The organism is Pseudohoeflea suaedae, from assembly GCF_004354915.1.
GTDB classification, from domain to species: domain Bacteria; phylum Pseudomonadota; class Alphaproteobacteria; order Rhizobiales; family Rhizobiaceae; genus Pseudohoeflea; species Pseudohoeflea suaedae.
Genome location: NZ_SMSI01000001.1, coordinates 1 through 15,563, shown reverse-complemented (window position 1 = coordinate 15,563; position 15,563 = coordinate 1). Strand labels below are relative to the sequence as shown.

Annotated in this window: 14 protein-coding genes, 1 pseudogene and 1 riboswitch; all 15 genes and pseudogenes read left to right on the top strand. The window is 61.8% G+C overall.

Going from position 1 to position 15,563, the window contains the following annotated elements:
* Nucleotides 1-63 precede the first annotated feature (63 nt).
* Nucleotides 64-906 carry an AAA family ATPase gene (locus tag E2A64_RS00075; RefSeq protein ID WP_133282422.1) on the top strand — a complete coding sequence of 281 codons (843 nt, stop codon included), beginning with the start codon at nt 64-66 and terminating at the stop codon, nt 904-906.
* A gap of 95 nt (nt 907-1,001) precedes the next feature.
* A complete protein-coding gene (locus E2A64_RS00070; protein ID WP_133282421.1) occupies nt 1,002-2,165 on the top strand; it encodes a histidine kinase dimerization/phosphoacceptor domain -containing protein in 1,164 nt (387 codons plus the stop codon).
* A gap of 33 nt (nt 2,166-2,198) precedes the next feature.
* Nucleotides 2,199-2,276: riboswitch (SAM riboswitch) on the top strand.
* A gap of 61 nt (nt 2,277-2,337) precedes the next feature.
* Nucleotides 2,338-3,282 (top strand): homoserine O-succinyltransferase, encoded by a 945-nt coding sequence (locus tag E2A64_RS00065; protein WP_133282420.1) that lies wholly within the window; start codon nt 2,338-2,340, stop codon nt 3,280-3,282.
* A complete protein-coding gene (locus E2A64_RS00060) occupies nt 3,279-3,734 on the top strand; it encodes a GNAT family N-acetyltransferase (protein ID WP_133282419.1) in 456 nt (151 codons plus the stop codon). The genes E2A64_RS00065 and E2A64_RS00060 overlap by 4 nt, the downstream gene beginning before the upstream one ends.
* A gap of 66 nt (nt 3,735-3,800) precedes the next feature.
* The gene (locus E2A64_RS00055) at nt 3,801-4,316 is read left to right on the top strand and encodes a hypothetical protein (RefSeq protein WP_244598094.1); all 516 of its coding nucleotides are present in this window, start codon (nt 3,801-3,803) and stop codon (nt 4,314-4,316) included.
* Between the two features lie 65 nt (nt 4,317-4,381).
* The gene (locus E2A64_RS00050) at nt 4,382-5,563 is read left to right on the top strand and encodes a vWA domain-containing protein (protein ID WP_133282418.1); all 1,182 of its coding nucleotides are present in this window, start codon (nt 4,382-4,384) and stop codon (nt 5,561-5,563) included.
* Nucleotides 5,564-5,733: 170 nt separating this feature from the next.
* A complete protein-coding gene (locus E2A64_RS00045; protein WP_133282417.1) occupies nt 5,734-6,225 on the top strand; it encodes a (2Fe-2S)-binding protein in 492 nt (163 codons plus the stop codon).
* Nucleotides 6,226-6,360: 135 nt separating this feature from the next.
* Complete coding sequence (locus E2A64_RS00040; protein ID WP_133282416.1) at nt 6,361-8,703, top strand: xanthine dehydrogenase family protein molybdopterin-binding subunit; 2,343 nt, start codon at nt 6,361-6,363, stop codon at nt 8,701-8,703.
* 16 nt (nt 8,704-8,719) lie between these two features.
* Nucleotides 8,720-9,514 (top strand): FAD binding domain-containing protein, encoded by a 795-nt coding sequence (locus tag E2A64_RS00035; RefSeq protein WP_133282415.1) that lies wholly within the window; start codon nt 8,720-8,722, stop codon nt 9,512-9,514.
* A gap of 232 nt (nt 9,515-9,746) precedes the next feature.
* Nucleotides 9,747-11,339, top strand: a complete 1,593-nt coding sequence (locus tag E2A64_RS00030; RefSeq protein ID WP_133282414.1) for an ABC transporter substrate-binding protein — start codon at nt 9,747-9,749, stop codon at nt 11,337-11,339.
* 62 nt (nt 11,340-11,401) lie between these two features.
* On the top strand, nt 11,402-12,406 hold the full coding sequence (locus E2A64_RS00025) for an ABC transporter permease subunit (RefSeq protein WP_133282413.1): 1,005 nt from the start codon (nt 11,402-11,404) through the stop codon (nt 12,404-12,406).
* Entirely contained in the window at nt 12,403-13,332 is a 930-nt protein-coding gene (locus tag E2A64_RS00020; protein WP_133282412.1) for an ABC transporter permease subunit, read from the top strand. Before E2A64_RS00025 ends, E2A64_RS00020 begins: the two co-directional genes overlap by 4 nt.
* 4 nt (nt 13,333-13,336) lie before the next feature.
* Complete coding sequence (locus E2A64_RS00015; RefSeq protein ID WP_133282411.1) at nt 13,337-14,326, top strand: ABC transporter ATP-binding protein; 990 nt, start codon at nt 13,337-13,339, stop codon at nt 14,324-14,326.
* Complete coding sequence (locus tag E2A64_RS00010) at nt 14,323-15,267, top strand: peptide ABC transporter ATP-binding protein (protein ID WP_133282410.1); 945 nt, start codon at nt 14,323-14,325, stop codon at nt 15,265-15,267. The genes E2A64_RS00015 and E2A64_RS00010 overlap by 4 nt, the downstream gene beginning before the upstream one ends.
* Before the next feature lie 116 nt (nt 15,268-15,383).
* Nucleotides 15,384-15,563 (top strand): annotated as a pseudogene (locus E2A64_RS00005) (5-aminolevulinate synthase); the annotation flags it as partial.

Sequence of the window (15,563 nt, the reverse complement as noted above, 5' to 3'; positions counted from 1 at the left end):
GGAACTCCTTGCGTGCAGTGCGGGTTTGTGGTGTGCAGGGAGGGACACAAGGGGATGCCGAGCATGAAATTCGAAGGTACCGAGAGTTACGTCGCCGACAAGGACCTCACGATCGCGGTCAACGCCGCGATCCGCCTCGAGCGTCCGCTCCTCGTCAAGGGCGAGCCCGGTACCGGCAAGACGGAGCTGGCACGGCAGGTTGCAGGCTCCCTCGGTCTGGACCTGATCGAGTGGTCGATCAAGTCGACCACCAAGGCGCAGCAGGGGCTTTACGAATATGACGCCGTCAACCGGCTGCGCGACAGCCAGCTCGGCGACGAGCGCGTCAACGACATCTCCAATTACATCCGCCGCGGCAAGTTATGGGAAGCGTTCGATGCCGACAGGAAAGTCGTCCTGCTGATCGACGAGATCGACAAGGCCGATATCGAGTTTCCGAACGATCTGCTGCAAGAACTCGACCGGATGGAGTTTCACGTCTACGAGACGGGCGAAATGGTGAGAGCGAGGCAGCGGCCGATCGTCATCATCACCTCCAACAACGAGAAGGAATTGCCGGATGCCTTCCTGCGCCGCTGCTTCTTCCATTATATCCGCTTCCCCGAGATGGAGACGCTGCAGAAGATCGTCGACGTTCATTATCCGGGTATCAAGAAGGCGCTGGTCAGCGCGGCGCTGACGCAGTTCTACGAGATCAGGGAAACGGCGGGGCTGAAAAAGCGGCCTTCGACCTCGGAGGTCCTCGACTGGATCCGGTTGCTGGTCGCCGACGATGTCGCCCCCGAGGACCTGCGCGGCGACGTAAAGAATGCGCTTCCCCGGCTCCATGGCGCGCTTCTGAAAAACGAGCAGGACGTCCATCTGTTCGAGAGGCTCGCATTTCTGGCGCGACAGCGGGGTGGATAATGCGCTACCGTTTCCTAGTTACCGAAATACAGAACCTTGCCGATGCGCTGCCGATTGAGGCGTATTGTGAGTACCCATCTTGATAGGACTGCGCATTGAAGGCTGATCTCCACCCCCGCGAGGACGAACGTCTCGAGCGGCTTGCCGATTACGACATTCTGGACACCTTGCAGGAAAGCGAGTTCGACAATCTCGTCGCGCTTGCCTCCAAGATCACCGGCGCGCCGGTCTCGCTCGTCTCGCTGGTGGACCGCGACCGGCAGTGGTTCAAGGCGAAGACCGGTTTTCCCGACAGCGAGACGGGGCTCGAAAACTCCATCTGCGCCCATGGCATGGGCATGGACGGCATTTTCGAGATCAGCGACACGACCAAGGACGCGCGTACCGCGGATATGGACATCGTGACGGCTGCGGAAAGTCCGGTGCGATTTTACGCCGGCGCTCCACTGGTCAGCGATGACGGGTTGCCGCTCGGCATGCTCTGCGTCCTCGACCACAAGCCGCGCGAACTCGATGAGGACCAGAAGTTCGCCCTCCGTGTCCTGGGGGATCAGGTGATGGCGCAGCTGGAACTGCGTCGCCGGCTCAAGACGGAGATCACCATCCGCCGGGAACTCGAGGAGTCGCTTGCCGAGCGCGATCTGCTCGCGCGCGAGGTCGATCACCGGGTGAAGAACTCTCTCGCCATGGTCACGTCGTTCATCACCATGCAGATGCGCCGGGAAGCCAGCCCTGAAGCGAAGAAGGTGCTGGAAGCGGCTGCCGCACGCATCAATGCCATCAGTGCGCTGCACCAGGAACTCTACCTGGCCTCCGAGCATGGTCAGGTCTCGCTTCCGCAGCTTGCGGAACGGCTAAGCAACCTCTTGCGGCAGACCGCGCCGGCGGGAGTTTCGCTGGAAGTCGAAATGGAGCCGATCAGGGTCCAGCCCCAGCGGGCGACGGCCTTCTCGGTCATCTTCAACGAATTCGTCACCAACTCCTTCAAGCATGCGTTCCAGGGCCGCGCCAACGGCCTCGTCCAGGTCATCGGCCGCCAGGAAGGTCCCGACTACAAGATCGTTCTCAGCGACAACGGAACCGGTACGGGTGAAAACGACAACGCAACCACGGAAGGGCTCGGCAACCGTGTGATCATGTCGATGGCGCGGCAATTGGGAGCGACGCCGCGTTTCGGTGGCACCCGGGACGGCTACCGCTTCGAGATCGCCATAAAGGACGATAGTTCCGCCGCCGCGCTTGCCACCGCCGCCGAGTAGCTTTCTTGACCGCCCGGCGGCAAAGGATTATCTGCATTCCACTGTGGTGATTTGGCCGGCCGGCTTGCAGCCACGTTAAACAACTCGCTAAAGGGCCGTGGGCAGTTACCCATCGCACCGGAAGCCAGTTCGGAAGACGAATACGGCCGGCAGCAGATGGAGTGAAAAGCCGATGCCGATCAGGATCCCCGATGGTTTGCCAGCCCGCGACGTGCTCGTGCGCGAAGGCATCCAGATCATGGATGAATCTGCCGCTATCCGGCAGGATATCCGTCCCCTCCAGATCGGCCTTCTCAACCTCATGCCGAACAAGATCGTCACCGAGTCGCAGATCGCCCGCCTGGTCGGGTCGTCGCCGCTGCAGGTGGAGCTGACACTCGTGCGGATCGGCTCGCACCAGGCGAAGAACACCTCCGAGGAGCATCTGTTCAACTTCTACAACACCTGGGACGAGATCAAGGATCGCAAGTTCGACGGCTTCATCATCACCGGTGCCCCTGTCGAGAAACTTCCCTTCGAGGAAGTCGGCTACTGGTCGGAGATGGAGCAGATTCTCGACTGGACGACGACCCATGTCCATTCATCGTTCTTCGTCTGCTGGGGCGCGATGGCGGCCGCCTGGCATTTTCACAAGGTGCCGAAATACGAATTGCCGGAGAAGGCGTTCGGCGTGTTCCGGCACAGCAATCTCGCGCCGGCCTCGCCCTATCTCTCGGGTTTTTCTGACGACTTTCAGGTTTCGGTCTCGCGCTGGACGGAAGTGCGCCGCGACGACCTGCCGTCTAACCTCGACGTGCTGATGGAATCGGAAGAGACCGGCATTTGCCTGCTGCACGAGAAATTCGCCAACCGGCTCTATATCTTCAATCACATCGAGTATGATTCCGGCACGCTTGCGGACGAGTATTTCCGGGACGTGCAGGCGGGCAAGCCGATCAGGGTTCCGAAGAACTACTTCCCCTCCGACGATCCCGAGCGCAAGCCGCTCAACCGCTGGCGCAGCCACGCCTTCCTGCTTTTCGGCAACTGGATCAACCAGGTCTACCAGACCACGCCGTTCGATCTCGTCGACGTGGGCGAGGACAGGCACGCGGCGGAAGGAGAGGCGAGGGTATGACCGACGTGACAATCCGCCCGATAGGGGCCGATGACGAGAGCGAATGGCGCAGGCTCTGGACCGGCTACCTCGAATTCTACGAATCCGAAGTGTCGGAAGAGGTCTATCAAACGACGTTCGGACGCTTGCTCAAGGGCAATGCCGGTGTCGACAACGAGTATCGCGGCTACCTCGCTGAGGTTGACGGCAATCCGGTGGGACTCGTTCATTTCCTGTTCCACCGGCACTGCTGGAAGGTCGAGAATGTCTGCTACCTGCAGGATCTCTATGCCGATCCGGACATGCGCGGGCAGGGCATCGGCCGGGCACTGATCGAAGCGGTGTACAGGGCTGCCGATGATGAAGGCGCGCCGGGCGTCTACTGGATGACGCAGGAGTTCAACGAAGCCGGCCGCAGGCTCTATGATCGCATCGGCAAGCTCACGCCCTTCATCAAGTACAACCGCCCCTAGCGCCGTATTTCTTCGCTGGCTGAACTGCGCTATGCTGAATTCTCTCTTCAGCCGGAGTCCTGCGCAATGGCATACAGGGAAGACAGGACCGCCGAGATGATCGGCATCGGGATGGTGCTGGTCGCGGCGCTCGCCTTCGCCATGGGCTGGGCGACGCGGGACGACCCGACGAAAAAGCCGGCCATCATCATCGCCGGCGGCGGGTTCATCTACAATTATCGTGTCGCCGAAGTGTTCTACGGCTTCACGGCGATGGTCGTCAGGCCGGTCTCCAACGGCTCCCTGCTGGTCGCCGAATTCGAAGATCCCGGAGGCGGACCACCGCTGGTCGTCGAGAAGCGGGTCACTGCCCGCACCAGCCGCTACGGGATGCGCTCGCCCCCGGTGCACGGCGTCGTCGCCCACCAGCCTTATCACGTATCGATCACGCTCTATGACCGGACCCGGACGGAGGTTCTCTTCTCGGCGGAGAAAAGCTATGCGGCGCGGATGAGCGACGACGTCGTGCCGGATCAGCCGCTGACGGTCGGCCCCGGATATCATCCGTTCCCCGGTCCCGCCGCGTCCTCGAACAGGATTTGAGCGTGGCGGGCAGGATTTGAGCGTGGGGCTGGCGGGCGCGCCGCTCAAGCGCTAGTTTCCCTCCCATGTTTTTGCCTTTCTTCCTCGAACTCAAGGCCGCCGGTATCCCGGTCTCGCTGCGCGAATATCTCACGCTGATCGAGGCGCTCGATGACGGCATGGCGCTTTATGACGTGGAGGGCTTCTACTTCCTCGCCCGTTCGGCGCTCGTGAAGGACGAGCGTTTCATCGACCGCTACGACCGCGTCTTCTCGCATTATTTCCGCGGTCTCGAGGCGGTGTCCGGCGACGGGGCGGATCCGCGCGCGCTGCCCGAGGAATGGCTGCGCCGGCTTGCCGAGAAACATCTGACGGATGAGGAGAAGAAGCTCGTCGAAAGTCTCGGTGGCTTCGAGAAACTCATGGAGACGCTGAAGGAGCGGCTCGAGGAGCAGCAGAAGCGGCACCAGGGCGGGTCGAAATGGATCGGCACGGCCGGCACCTCGCCTTTCGGCGCTTACGGCTACAATCCCGAAGACGTGCGGATCGGCCAGGAGCAAAGCCGTCATCGGCGCGCGGTCAAGGTCTGGGACAAGCGTGAATTCAAGAACCTCGACGACAGCGTCGAGCTCTGCACCCGCAACATCAAGGTTGCGCTCAAGCGGTTGCGGCGCTGGGTGCGGGAAGGCGCGCAGGACGAGCTCGATCTCGCCGGCACCATCCGCTCGACCGCCGAGCATGGCTGGCTCGACGTGAAGACGCGGCCAGAGCGACGCAACGCCGTCAAGCTTCTCATGTTCTTCGATATCGGCGGCTCGATGGACGATCACATCCGGGTGGTGGAGGAGATGTTTTCCGCCGCCCGGGCCGAGTTCAGGCACATGGAGTATTTCTATTTTCACAACTGTCTCTACGAGACGGTCTGGCGGGACAATCGCCGGCGGCGTCAGGAGACGTTCCCGACTTTCGATCTCATCCGCACCTACGGGTCGGACTATCGGGTGATCTTCGTCGGCGACGCGGCGATGAGCCCCTATGAGATCGCCATGAAGGGCGGTTCGGTGGAGCACTGGAACGAGGAGGCCGGCGCGGTCTGGCTCGACCGGATGCTGGCGCATTTCCCGAAGGTCGCATGGCTCAATCCTGCGCCCGAACAGCATTGGCAATATACCCAGTCGACCCAGATGATCCGGCAGATCCTGTCCGACCGCATGTATCCGATGACGCTCAAGGGGCTGGAGGCGGCCACGCGCGAGCTTTCGCGCTGAACCCTGACGCGGGCCGGCCGGTTCTTCGCATTCGGTAAGACGAAACTTACTTGAAATCTGCCGCTTGCAGTTTTTGACATGCTTGTTCACAGTATGGGCGAAACGGCTCGACGTCCGGCTCGACCGGACAAGCAAGAGCCGAAAGGCCAGACAGAATAGGGAGGTATTCGATGGCGGAAATCACGATGACCGTGAATGGTCGCACTGTCAGCGGGACGTGCGAGGACCGGACGCTTCTCGTCCAGTTCATTCGCGAGAACCAGGGTCTCACGGGCACCCATGTCGGGTGCGACACCTCCCAGTGCGGGGCCTGTGTGGTCCATGTCGATGGCAAGGCGGTCAAGTCCTGCACCATGCTCGCCGCCCAGGCCAACGGGTCCGAAGTCACCACCATCGAAGGACTTGCCTCCGGCGGTGAACTCCATCCGGTTCAGGCAGCCTTCCGCGAGCATCACGGCCTGCAGTGCGGTTTCTGCACTCCGGGCATGATCATGACGGCGGTCGACATGATCCGTCGCCACGACGGCAAGCTCGACGAGCACACGGTGCGCTCCGAGCTCGACGGCAATATCTGCCGCTGCACCGGCTACCACAACATCGTCAAGGCGATCCTTGCTGCCGCGGAGGAGATGGGCAGCGGATCGAAGGTGGCTGCCGAGTAGCGAGCGGGTAGCGAGCAGGGACTAGCAAACAGGGAAGGAGAAGCGGATAGGGGACAGGGCGAATGAAGCGAACGGTTCACCCCTGTTCGTCCATCGCCACTCGCCATTCGCTCACCCCAACGGGAGGAGATACCCATGGGAGTTGAAGGCATTGGCGCCCGCGTGGCGCGCAAGGAAGACAAGCGTTTCATCACCGGCAAGGGCCGCTATACCGACGACATGGTGGTCGTCGGCATGAAGCATGCGCATTTCGTGCGCTCCCCCTACGCTCACGCCAGGATCAAGTCGATCGACGCCTCTGCCGCGGCCAGGATGCCGGGCGTGATCGGAATTCTCAACGGCAAGCAACTGACCGAGGACGGTATCGGCAACATCATCTGCGGCTGGATGATCCACTCGAAGGACGGCTCGCCGATGAACATGGGCGCCTGGCGTCCGCTGGCCCAGGACACGGTCCGATATGTCGGTGATGCCGTCGCTGTCGTGGTCGCCGACACCAAGGCGCAGGCGCGCGATGCGGCTGAAGCCGTGGTGGTGGACTACGAAGAACTTCCGGTCGTGACCGACGCCGTCAAGGCGATGCAGGACGGTGCGCCGCAGCTCCATCCGGAAGCCAAGAACAATCTCATCTTCGACTGGGAGATCGGCGATTCGGCTGCCGTGGAGGAGGCGCTGAAATCCGCAGCCCATGTGACCAGGATGAAGATCCTCAACAACCGTCTGGTGCCGAACCCGATGGAGCCGCGCGCGGCCCTCGGGATCTACGACGAGGCGGAGGATCACTATACCTGCTACACCACCTCGCAGAACCCGCATGTGGCGCGTCTGGTGATGAGCGCCTTCTACAATGTTGCGCCCGAGAACAAGCTCCGGGTCATCGCGCCCGACGTGGGCGGCGGTTTCGGCTCGAAGATCTATATTTACCCCGAAGAGATCGTGTGTCTGTGGGCGTCGAAGCGCACCGGCGTGCCGGTCAAATGGAATTCGGACCGCACGGAAGCCTTCCTCTCCGATGCGCATGGCCGCGACCACGTGACCGAGGTCGAACTGGCGTTCGACGAAAACAACAACATGACCGCGCTCAAGGTCGACACGATCGCCAATCTCGGCGCCTACATGTCGCTGTTTTCGTCCTCGGTGCCGACCTATCTCTACGCGACGCTGCTGTCGGGCCAGTACAGGATCCCGGCGATCCACGGCAATGTGCGCACGGTCTACACCAACACCGCGCCGGTCGATGCCTATCGCGGCGCCGGGCGGCCGGAAGCGACCTATCTGCTCGAACGCATCGTCGAGACGGCGGCGCGCGAACTGAATGTCGAGCCGGCGGAACTGCGCCGGCAGAACTTCATCCGGGAGTTCCCGTACCAGACGCCGGTGATCATGTGCTACGACGCGGGCGATTACGAAGCTTCGCTGGAAGCCGCGATGAAGGCCGCCGACTACAGGGGCTTTCCGGCCCGGCGCGATGAGGCGAAATCGCGCGGCAAGCTGCGCGGGATCGGCATGAGCTGCTACATCGAAGCCTGCGGCATCGCTCCGTCGCAGGCGGTCGGCTCGCTCGGTGCGGGCGTCGGTCTGTGGGAATCGGCCGAAGTCCGCGTCAACGCGGTGGGCACCGTCGAGGTTCTCACCGGGTCGCACAGCCACGGCCAGGGGCACGAGACCACATTCGCGCAATTGGTCAATGACCGGTTCGGCCTGCCGATCGACCAGGTGTCCATCGTCCATGGCGACACCGACAAGGTGCAGATGGGCATGGGAACCTACGGTTCGCGCTCAGGCGCGGTGGGCATGTCGGCGATCGTCAAGGCGCTCGACAAGGTCGAGGCCAAGGCCAAGAAGATCGCCGCGCATCTCATGGAGGCCGACGAGAGCGACATCGAAATCTCGGGCGGCGAACTCAAGGTCAAGGGGACCGACAAGTCGGTACCCTGGTTCCAGATGGCGCTTGCCGCCTACACCGCTCACAATCTTCCGGAAGGCATGGAGCCGGGCTTGAAGGAGGGGGCTTTCTACGATCCCACCAACTTCACCTTCCCCGCCGGCTGCTATATCTGCGAAGTCGAAGTCGATCCGGAAACCGGAAAGACCGAAGTGGTGCAGTTCGTCGCCGCCGACGACTTCGGAAAGATCATCAACCCGATGATCGTGGAAGGGCAGGTCCATGGCGGTATCGCGCAGGGCATCGGGCAGGCCCTGTTGGAAGGCACGAGCTATGATCCGGAGACCGGTCAGCTTCTGACGGCGAGCTACATGGACTACACGATGCCGCGCGCAGACGATCTGCCGTCGTTCAACATCTCGACCACGGAGACCGTCTGTCCGGGCAACCCGCTGGGGATCAAGGGCTGTGGGGAAGCAGGCGCCATCGGCTCCCCGCCGGCCCTGATGAACGCTATAACCGATGCCATCGGCAACAACGACCTGACCATGCCGGCAACGCCGCAGAAGGTCTGGGCCGCATTGCAGGGCTGAGAAGGAGAACACCACGATGTATGCGACAACCTATCACCGGCCCACATCGGTGGATGAAGCCGCCAAGCTCGCCTCCGAGGAGGCGAAGTATCTGTCCGGTGGGCAGACATTGCTGCCGACCATGAAACAGCGGCTGGCCGCGCCCAGCGACCTCATCGATCTGCGCCATATCGATGCGCTCAAGGGGATCACCGTCGAGGGCGGCAATGTGCGGATCGGCGCGGCCTGCACGCATTCGGAGATCGCCACTTCCGAGGCGATCAAGGGCGTTTGCCCGGGATTCACCTATCTTGCCGGCCATATCGGCGATCCGGCGGTGCGGCACATGGGCACGATCGGCGGCTCGATTGCCAATAACGACCCGGCGGCCGATTATCCGTCGGCACTCCTCGCGCTCGGGGCAACGATCAGGACCAATACGCGTTCGCTCGCGGCGGAGGACTTCTTCACCGGCCTCTTCGAGACGGCGCTGGACGAGAGAGAGATGGTGACGGCGGTGGAATTCACGGCGCCTGACAAGTCCGGATATTCGAAATTCCGCAACCCTGCGTCACGCTATGCGATGACCGGCGTCTTCGTCTGCAAGCGGAGCGACGGTTCGGTCGGTGTGGGCGTGGCAGGCGCCGGATCGGACGGCGCCTTCCGGTCCCCGGACATGGAGCGCGCGCTGGCAGGCGATTTCACGCCGGCCGCGCTCGAGAATATTTCGATCGATCCGTCCGGTCTCATGTCGGACATGCATGCAAGCGCGGAATATCGCGCCAATCTGATCAAGGTCATGGGCAAGCGCGCCGTTCAGCAGGCTGTCTGAGCGCTTTTTGTCCAGCGCTTTAAGGATTTTCCTAAAATGAAAGGGCGCCGTTCGCGGCGCCCTTTTTTCGACCCTTGAAAAAAGTCGTCCGCCGCTATATTCCACCCTCCGATCGGGGCTTGCATTCGGGTTGTGATTGGCGTTTGATCACCACCATGCCGAAGGTCAAGGAACGATCTTCCGGATACGTAGTATGGCTACGATAAAAAAACCTAATTCAAGGGAACATGTTATGAAAAAATTCGGATCACTGCTGGCGACGACGATGCTGGCCTCGGTCCTTGCGACCGGTGCCTATGCCAAAACACTGGTTTACTGCTCCGAGGGATCGCCGGAAGGCTTCGATCCCGGACTGTACACCTCAGGCACCACGTTCGACGCCTCGTCAAAGACCGTCTACAACCGTCTGGTCGAGTTCAAGATCGGCACCACCGAGACCCAGCCGGGTCTGGCCGAGAGCTACGAGGTGTCGGAGGACGGCACCGAGTACACCTTCCATCTCCGCCCGGGCGTGAAGTTCCACAGCACCGATTTCTTCACCCCGTCGCGTGACCTGAACGCCGACGACGTGATCTTCTCGTTCGAACGGCAGATGGATGCCGAGAACCCCTACAATTCGTATGTCGAAGGCGCGAGCTGGGAATATTTCAACGCCATGTCGATGCCGGACCTGATCGAGTCGATCGACAAGGTCGACGACATGACGGTCAAGTTCAAGCTCAAGCGCGCGGAAGCGCCGTTCCTGGCAAACCTCGCCATGGACTTCGCCTCGATCATGTCGAAGGAATATGCCGACAAGCTGGTTGAAGCGGGTTCGGAATCGGACCTCAACCAGAAGCCCGTCGGCACCGGCCCCTTCCAGTTCGTCGCCTACCAGCCCGACGCCGTGATCCGCTACAAAGCCAATCCGGACTACTGGGCAGGCAAGGAAGCCATCGACGATCTGGTGTTTGCCATCACCACCGACGCTTCGGTTCGCCAGCAGAAGCTGACCGTCGGCGAATGCCACGTCATGCCTTATCCGAACCCGGCCGACATCCAGGCTCTCAAGGATGACGATTCTATCGAGGTGATGCAGCAGGAAGGCCTCAATATCGGCTACCTCGCCTATAACGCGACGATCGCTCCGTTCGACAAGGTCGAAGTCCGCAAGGCGCTCAACATGGCCATCAACAAGAAGGCCATTCTCGACGCCGTGTACCAGGGTGCCGGCGAGATCGCCAAGAACCCGATCCCGCCGACAATGTGGAGCTACAACGATTCCATCGAGGACGATCCGTACGATCCGGAAGCCGCCAAGAAGATGCTCGAAGACGCCGGCGTCTCCAACCTGTCGATGAAGATCTGGGCCATGCCGGTTCAGCGTCCGTACAACCCGAACGCCCGCCGCATGGCCGAGCTGATGCAGGAAGACTTCGCGAAGATCGGCGTCACTGTCGAGATCGTCTCCTACGAATGGGGCGAGTATCTCGAAAAGTCGAAGGCGGTTGACCGCGACGGCGCGGTGCTTATCGGCTGGACCGGCGACAATGGTGACCCGGACAACTTCCTTGCCGTGCGTCTCGGATGTGACGCCGTGGGCGGTTCGAACCATGCACAGTGGTGCAACAAGGAGTTCAACGACCTCATCATGAAGGCGAAGACCGGTACCCAGGAAGAGCGCACGAAGCTCTACGAACAGGCCCAGGTCGTCTTCAAGCGCGAAGCCCCGTGGGCAACCATCGCCCATTCGGTGGTCTACATGCCGATGAGCAACAAGGTTTCCGGTTACAAGATGGATCCGCTTGGCGGCCATTGGTTCACCGGCGTCGACATTTCCGAATAACCGCTTGAAAGCGGCATGCCGGGGGCGGCCGAATTCCGCCCCCGGTTTGCTTTTGATCCCCCATGCTCAGATTTCTTTTGCAAAAGCTTGGTCTGCTGATCCCCACCTTCATCGGGGTCTCGATCATTGCATTCGCCTTCATCCGGCTCCTGCCGGGCGATCCCATCACGCTGCTGGCCGGCGAGCGCGGTGTCTCTGCCGAGCGCTACGAACAGCTCCAGGCCACCTACGGTTTCGACAAGCCGATCGTCGTTCAGTATTTCGATTATCTCGGCAATATCCTGCAGGGTGACTTCGGTACGTCGATCGTGACCAAGCGGCCGGTGCTCGAGGAGTTCATGACGCTCTTCCCGGCCACTCTTGAACTGTCGATATGCGCCATCATCCTGGCCACCGCCATCGGCATTCCCGCCGGGATATTCGCGGCCGTCAGGCGCGGCTCGTTCTTCGATCAGTCGATCATGGGGGTGGCGCTTGTCGGCTATTCCATGCCGATCTTCTGGTGGGGTCTTCTGCTGATCATCCTGTTCTCCGGCATCCTGCAATGGACTCCGGTGTCGGGACGCATCTCGCTTCTCTACTTCTTCCAGCCGGTTACCGGGTTCATGCTGATCGATTCACTCCTGTCCGGACAGGCGGGAGCGTTCAAGTCGGCCGTCAGCCATCTCATCCTGCCGACCGTCGTTCTCGCCACGATCCCGCTTGCGGTGATTGCGCGGCAGACCCGTTCGGCAATGCTCGAGGTGCTGAGCGAAGACTATGTCCGGACGGCGCGGTCCAAGGGTCTTGCGCCGATGCGGGTCATCGGGCTTCACGCGCTGCGCAACGCGCTCATTCCGGTGGTCACGACGATCGGCCTGCAGGTGGGTGTGCTGCTTGCCGGTGCAATCCTGACCGAAACCATTTTCTCCTGGCCGGGCATCGGCAAGTGGATGGTCGATTCCGTCTTCAAGCGCGACTACTCGGTCGTCCAGGGCGGCCTTCTGCTCATCGCCGGCATGATCATGCTCGTCAATCTCGTGGTCGATCTCGTTTACGGCCTTATCAATCCGAGGATCAGACGATGACCGATACGTCCCAGATCGTCGAGGAAGACCTCGAACATCTTGAAGAAACCGTAGGCCCCGCCCGTCGCGGACGGCTGAGTGAGTTCTGGTACTATTTCAGCCAGAACAAGGGCGCGGTGATCGGCCTCGTGGTCTTCACGATCGTCGTTCTCGTGGCGGTTTTCGCGCCGCTGATTGCGCCGCACAATCCGAGCATCCAGAACCGCGACGCCTTCCTCGTGCCGCCGTTCTGGATGGAAGGCGGAAATTCGGCCTATGTGCTCGGTACCGATGCGGTGGGGCGCGACATTCTCTCGCGGCTGATCTTCGGTGCGCGGTTCTCGCTCTTCATCGGCCTTTTCGTCGTCGTGCTCGCCATGAGCGTCGGCATTCTCGTCGGCCTGATCGCCGGCTATGCGCGCGGCTGGGTCGATACGGTGATCATGCGGATCATGGATGTCATTTTGGCTTTCCCTTCGCTCCTGCTCGCATTGGTGCTCGTGGCCATTCTCGGTCCTGGCCTGCTCAATGCCATGGTGGCGATCGCACTGGTGCTGCAGCCGCATTTCGTGCGCCTGACCCGCGCATCGGTGATGGCCGAGCGCACCCGCGAATATGTGATCTCGTCGCGTGTGGCGGGTGCCGGCGTCTTCCGGCTGATGTTCATCACCATCCTGCCCAATTGCATGGCGCCGCTCATCGTGCAGGCCACGCTTTCCTTCTCCAATGCAATCCTCGATGCGGCGGCACTGGGCTTCCTCGGCATGGGCGCACAGCCGCCCACACCCGAGTGGGGCACGATGCTGGCCGAGGCGCGCGAGTTCATCCTGCGCGCCTGGTGGGTTGTCACATTCCCGGGTCTTGCGATCCTCGTCACCGTTCTTGCCATCAATCTGATGGGCGACGGCATGCGTGACGCGCTCGATCCGCGCCTGAAAAAGAGCTGATCCGATGTCTCTTCTCGAAATTAGAAACCTGTCGGTCACCTTCGACACAGCCTCGGGTCCGTTCCGGGCGGTGGATGGTGTCGATGTCTCCGTGGACGCCCGCGAGATCCTCTCGATCGTGGGAGAATCGGGTTCCGGCAAATCGGTGTCGATGCTCGCGCTGATGGGGCTTCTGCCTGACACCGCCACGGTGACCGCAGACGTCATGCGCTTCGACGGCCAGGACCTCAAGACCATGTCGAAGCGGGCCAAGCGCTCGATCATCGGCCGGGAGGTCGCGATGATCTTCCAGGAGCCGATGTCGAGCCTCAATCCGTGCTTCACCGTCGAATTCCAGATTTCGGAAATGCTGAGAAAGCACACCGATCTCGACCGTTCGGCGCGGCGCAAGCGGGCCATCGAACTGATGGAGGCCGTGGGCATTCCCTCGCCGGAAAAGCGCCTCGGCACGTTCCCGCATCAGCTTTCGGGTGGCATGAGCCAGCGCGTGATGATCGCCATGGCAACGTCCTGCCGGCCGAAGCTGCTGATCGCCGACGAGCCGACCACCGCGCTCGATGTGACCATCCAGGCGCAGATCCTCGATCTGCTGAAGGAACTCTGCGCCGACAACAACATGGCACTGGTGCTGATTACCCACGACATGGGCGTGGTGGCGCAGATGGCCGATCGCGTGCAGGTGCAGTATGCCGGGCAGAAGGTCGAGGAGCAGAACGTCAATCCGTTGTTCGCCGACCCTCACCATCCCTATACCGCAGCGCTTCTCTCGGCCCTGCCCGAGCGCGCCACGGCACGCGGCCACCTGCCGTCGATCCGTGGCGTCGTGCCCGGCCAGTTCGACCGGCCACCGGGATGTCTCTTCGAGCCCCGCTGCTCGTTTGCAGTGGCCAGTTGCCGCCGCGGCGCCAAGCGTCAGGGTGCCGATCTGGGCCATGCGCTGTGCAACCGTCCGCTGATCAATGGCGTGCCGGCTGACGAGAAGGTAGAGGCATGAGCGATCTCCTGAAAGCCACCGGCCTCACCAAGCATTACGAGGTCAAGAAGGGACTGTTCGGCGAGCCTGACATCGTCAGGGCGCTCAACGGCGTCAGCTTCTCTCTCGAGCCCGGCAAGACACTTGCCGTGGTCGGAGAATCGGGTTGCGGCAAGTCGACGCTCGCGCGTCTCGTCACCATGATCGAAGAGCCGACAGATGGCGAGCTGATCATCGACGGAAAGCCGGCGAAGCCCGGCGACAAGCATCTGCGCCAGACCGTGCAGATCGTCTTCCAGAACCCCTATGGCTCGCTCAATCCGCGCCAGAAGATCGGTTCGATCCTGGAAGAGCCGCTCAAGATCAACATGCCCGACGACGCCAAGACGCGGCGGAAGAAGGCGGAAGCGATGATGGAGCGGGTCGGTCTTCGCCCCGAGCATTACGACCGTTATCCGCACATGTTCTCGGGCGGTCAGCGCCAGCGTATCGCCATTGCGCGTGCTCTGATGCTCAACCCGAAGGTTCTGGTGCTCGACGAGCCGGTTTCCGCCCTCGATCTGTCGATCCAGGCACAGGTGCTGAACCTGCTCATCGACCTGCAGCAGGAATTCGGCCTCGCCTACATGTTCATCAGCCACGACCTGTCGGTGGTCAAGCATATCGCTGACGACGTGATGGTCATGTATCTCGGTCGTGCCATCGAGAAGGGGACGGGCGAGAAGGCCTTCGGCGATCCGCGCCATCCCTACACGAAGGCGCTGATGTCGGCGACGCCGATTGCCGATCCGAACCAGCGGCGCGCGCGCGTGAAGCTCGAGGGCGAATTGCCCTCGCCGCTCAACATTCCCGCCGGTTGCGCATTCCACCCGCGCTGCCCGATTGCCGAGCCGCGCTGCGCACAGGACAAGCCGGAACTGCGCGAGGTCGACGGGCGTCTCGTCTCCTGCCATCTGGCCTGAGGCGCATCAGGCGGCTGACTTGATCCATGTCATGGCCCCGGGGACCCTCCGGGGCCATTTTGCGTGGCATGGACGCGAGGGCCATCCGCCTTTTCCCCTCGCGCAGGAGTGGACGCATGCATTTCGAACATTTTTTCCAGAGCAATCTTGAAGGTCTCCGGAAGGCCGGGAACTATCGCGTATTCGCCGATATCGCCCGCCAGCGGGGTCAGTTTCCTGCGGCCACGCGCTATCGCGAGGACGGTAGCGAACAGGACGTGACCGTCTGGTGTTCGAACGACTATCTCGGCATGGGT

Bases quoted from the DNA above. Each gene is read 5' to 3' on its own strand.
- E2A64_RS00075 (WP_133282422.1), top strand. From the start codon at position 64: ATGAAATTCGAAGGTACCGAGAGTTACGTCGCCGACAAGGACCTCACG.
- E2A64_RS00065 (WP_133282420.1), top strand. From the start codon at position 2,338: ATGCCGATCAGGATCCCCGATGGTTTGCCAGCCCGCGACGTGCTCGTG.
- E2A64_RS00060 (WP_133282419.1), top strand. From the start codon at position 3,279: ATGACCGACGTGACAATCCGCCCGATAGGGGCCGATGACGAGAGCGAA.
- E2A64_RS00055 (WP_244598094.1), top strand. From the start codon at position 3,801: ATGGCATACAGGGAAGACAGGACCGCCGAGATGATCGGCATCGGGATG.
- E2A64_RS00050 (WP_133282418.1), top strand. From the start codon at position 4,382: ATGTTTTTGCCTTTCTTCCTCGAACTCAAGGCCGCCGGTATCCCGGTC.
- E2A64_RS00045 (WP_133282417.1), top strand. From the start codon at position 5,734: ATGGCGGAAATCACGATGACCGTGAATGGTCGCACTGTCAGCGGGACG.
- E2A64_RS00040 (WP_133282416.1), top strand. From the start codon at position 6,361: ATGGGAGTTGAAGGCATTGGCGCCCGCGTGGCGCGCAAGGAAGACAAG.
- E2A64_RS00035 (WP_133282415.1), top strand. From the start codon at position 8,720: ATGTATGCGACAACCTATCACCGGCCCACATCGGTGGATGAAGCCGCC.
- E2A64_RS00030 (WP_133282414.1), top strand. From the start codon at position 9,747: ATGAAAAAATTCGGATCACTGCTGGCGACGACGATGCTGGCCTCGGTC.
- E2A64_RS00025 (WP_133282413.1), top strand. From the start codon at position 11,402: ATGCTCAGATTTCTTTTGCAAAAGCTTGGTCTGCTGATCCCCACCTTC.
- E2A64_RS00020 (WP_133282412.1), top strand. From the start codon at position 12,403: ATGACCGATACGTCCCAGATCGTCGAGGAAGACCTCGAACATCTTGAA.
- E2A64_RS00015 (WP_133282411.1), top strand. From the start codon at position 13,337: ATGTCTCTTCTCGAAATTAGAAACCTGTCGGTCACCTTCGACACAGCC.
- E2A64_RS00010 (WP_133282410.1), top strand. From the start codon at position 14,323: ATGAGCGATCTCCTGAAAGCCACCGGCCTCACCAAGCATTACGAGGTC.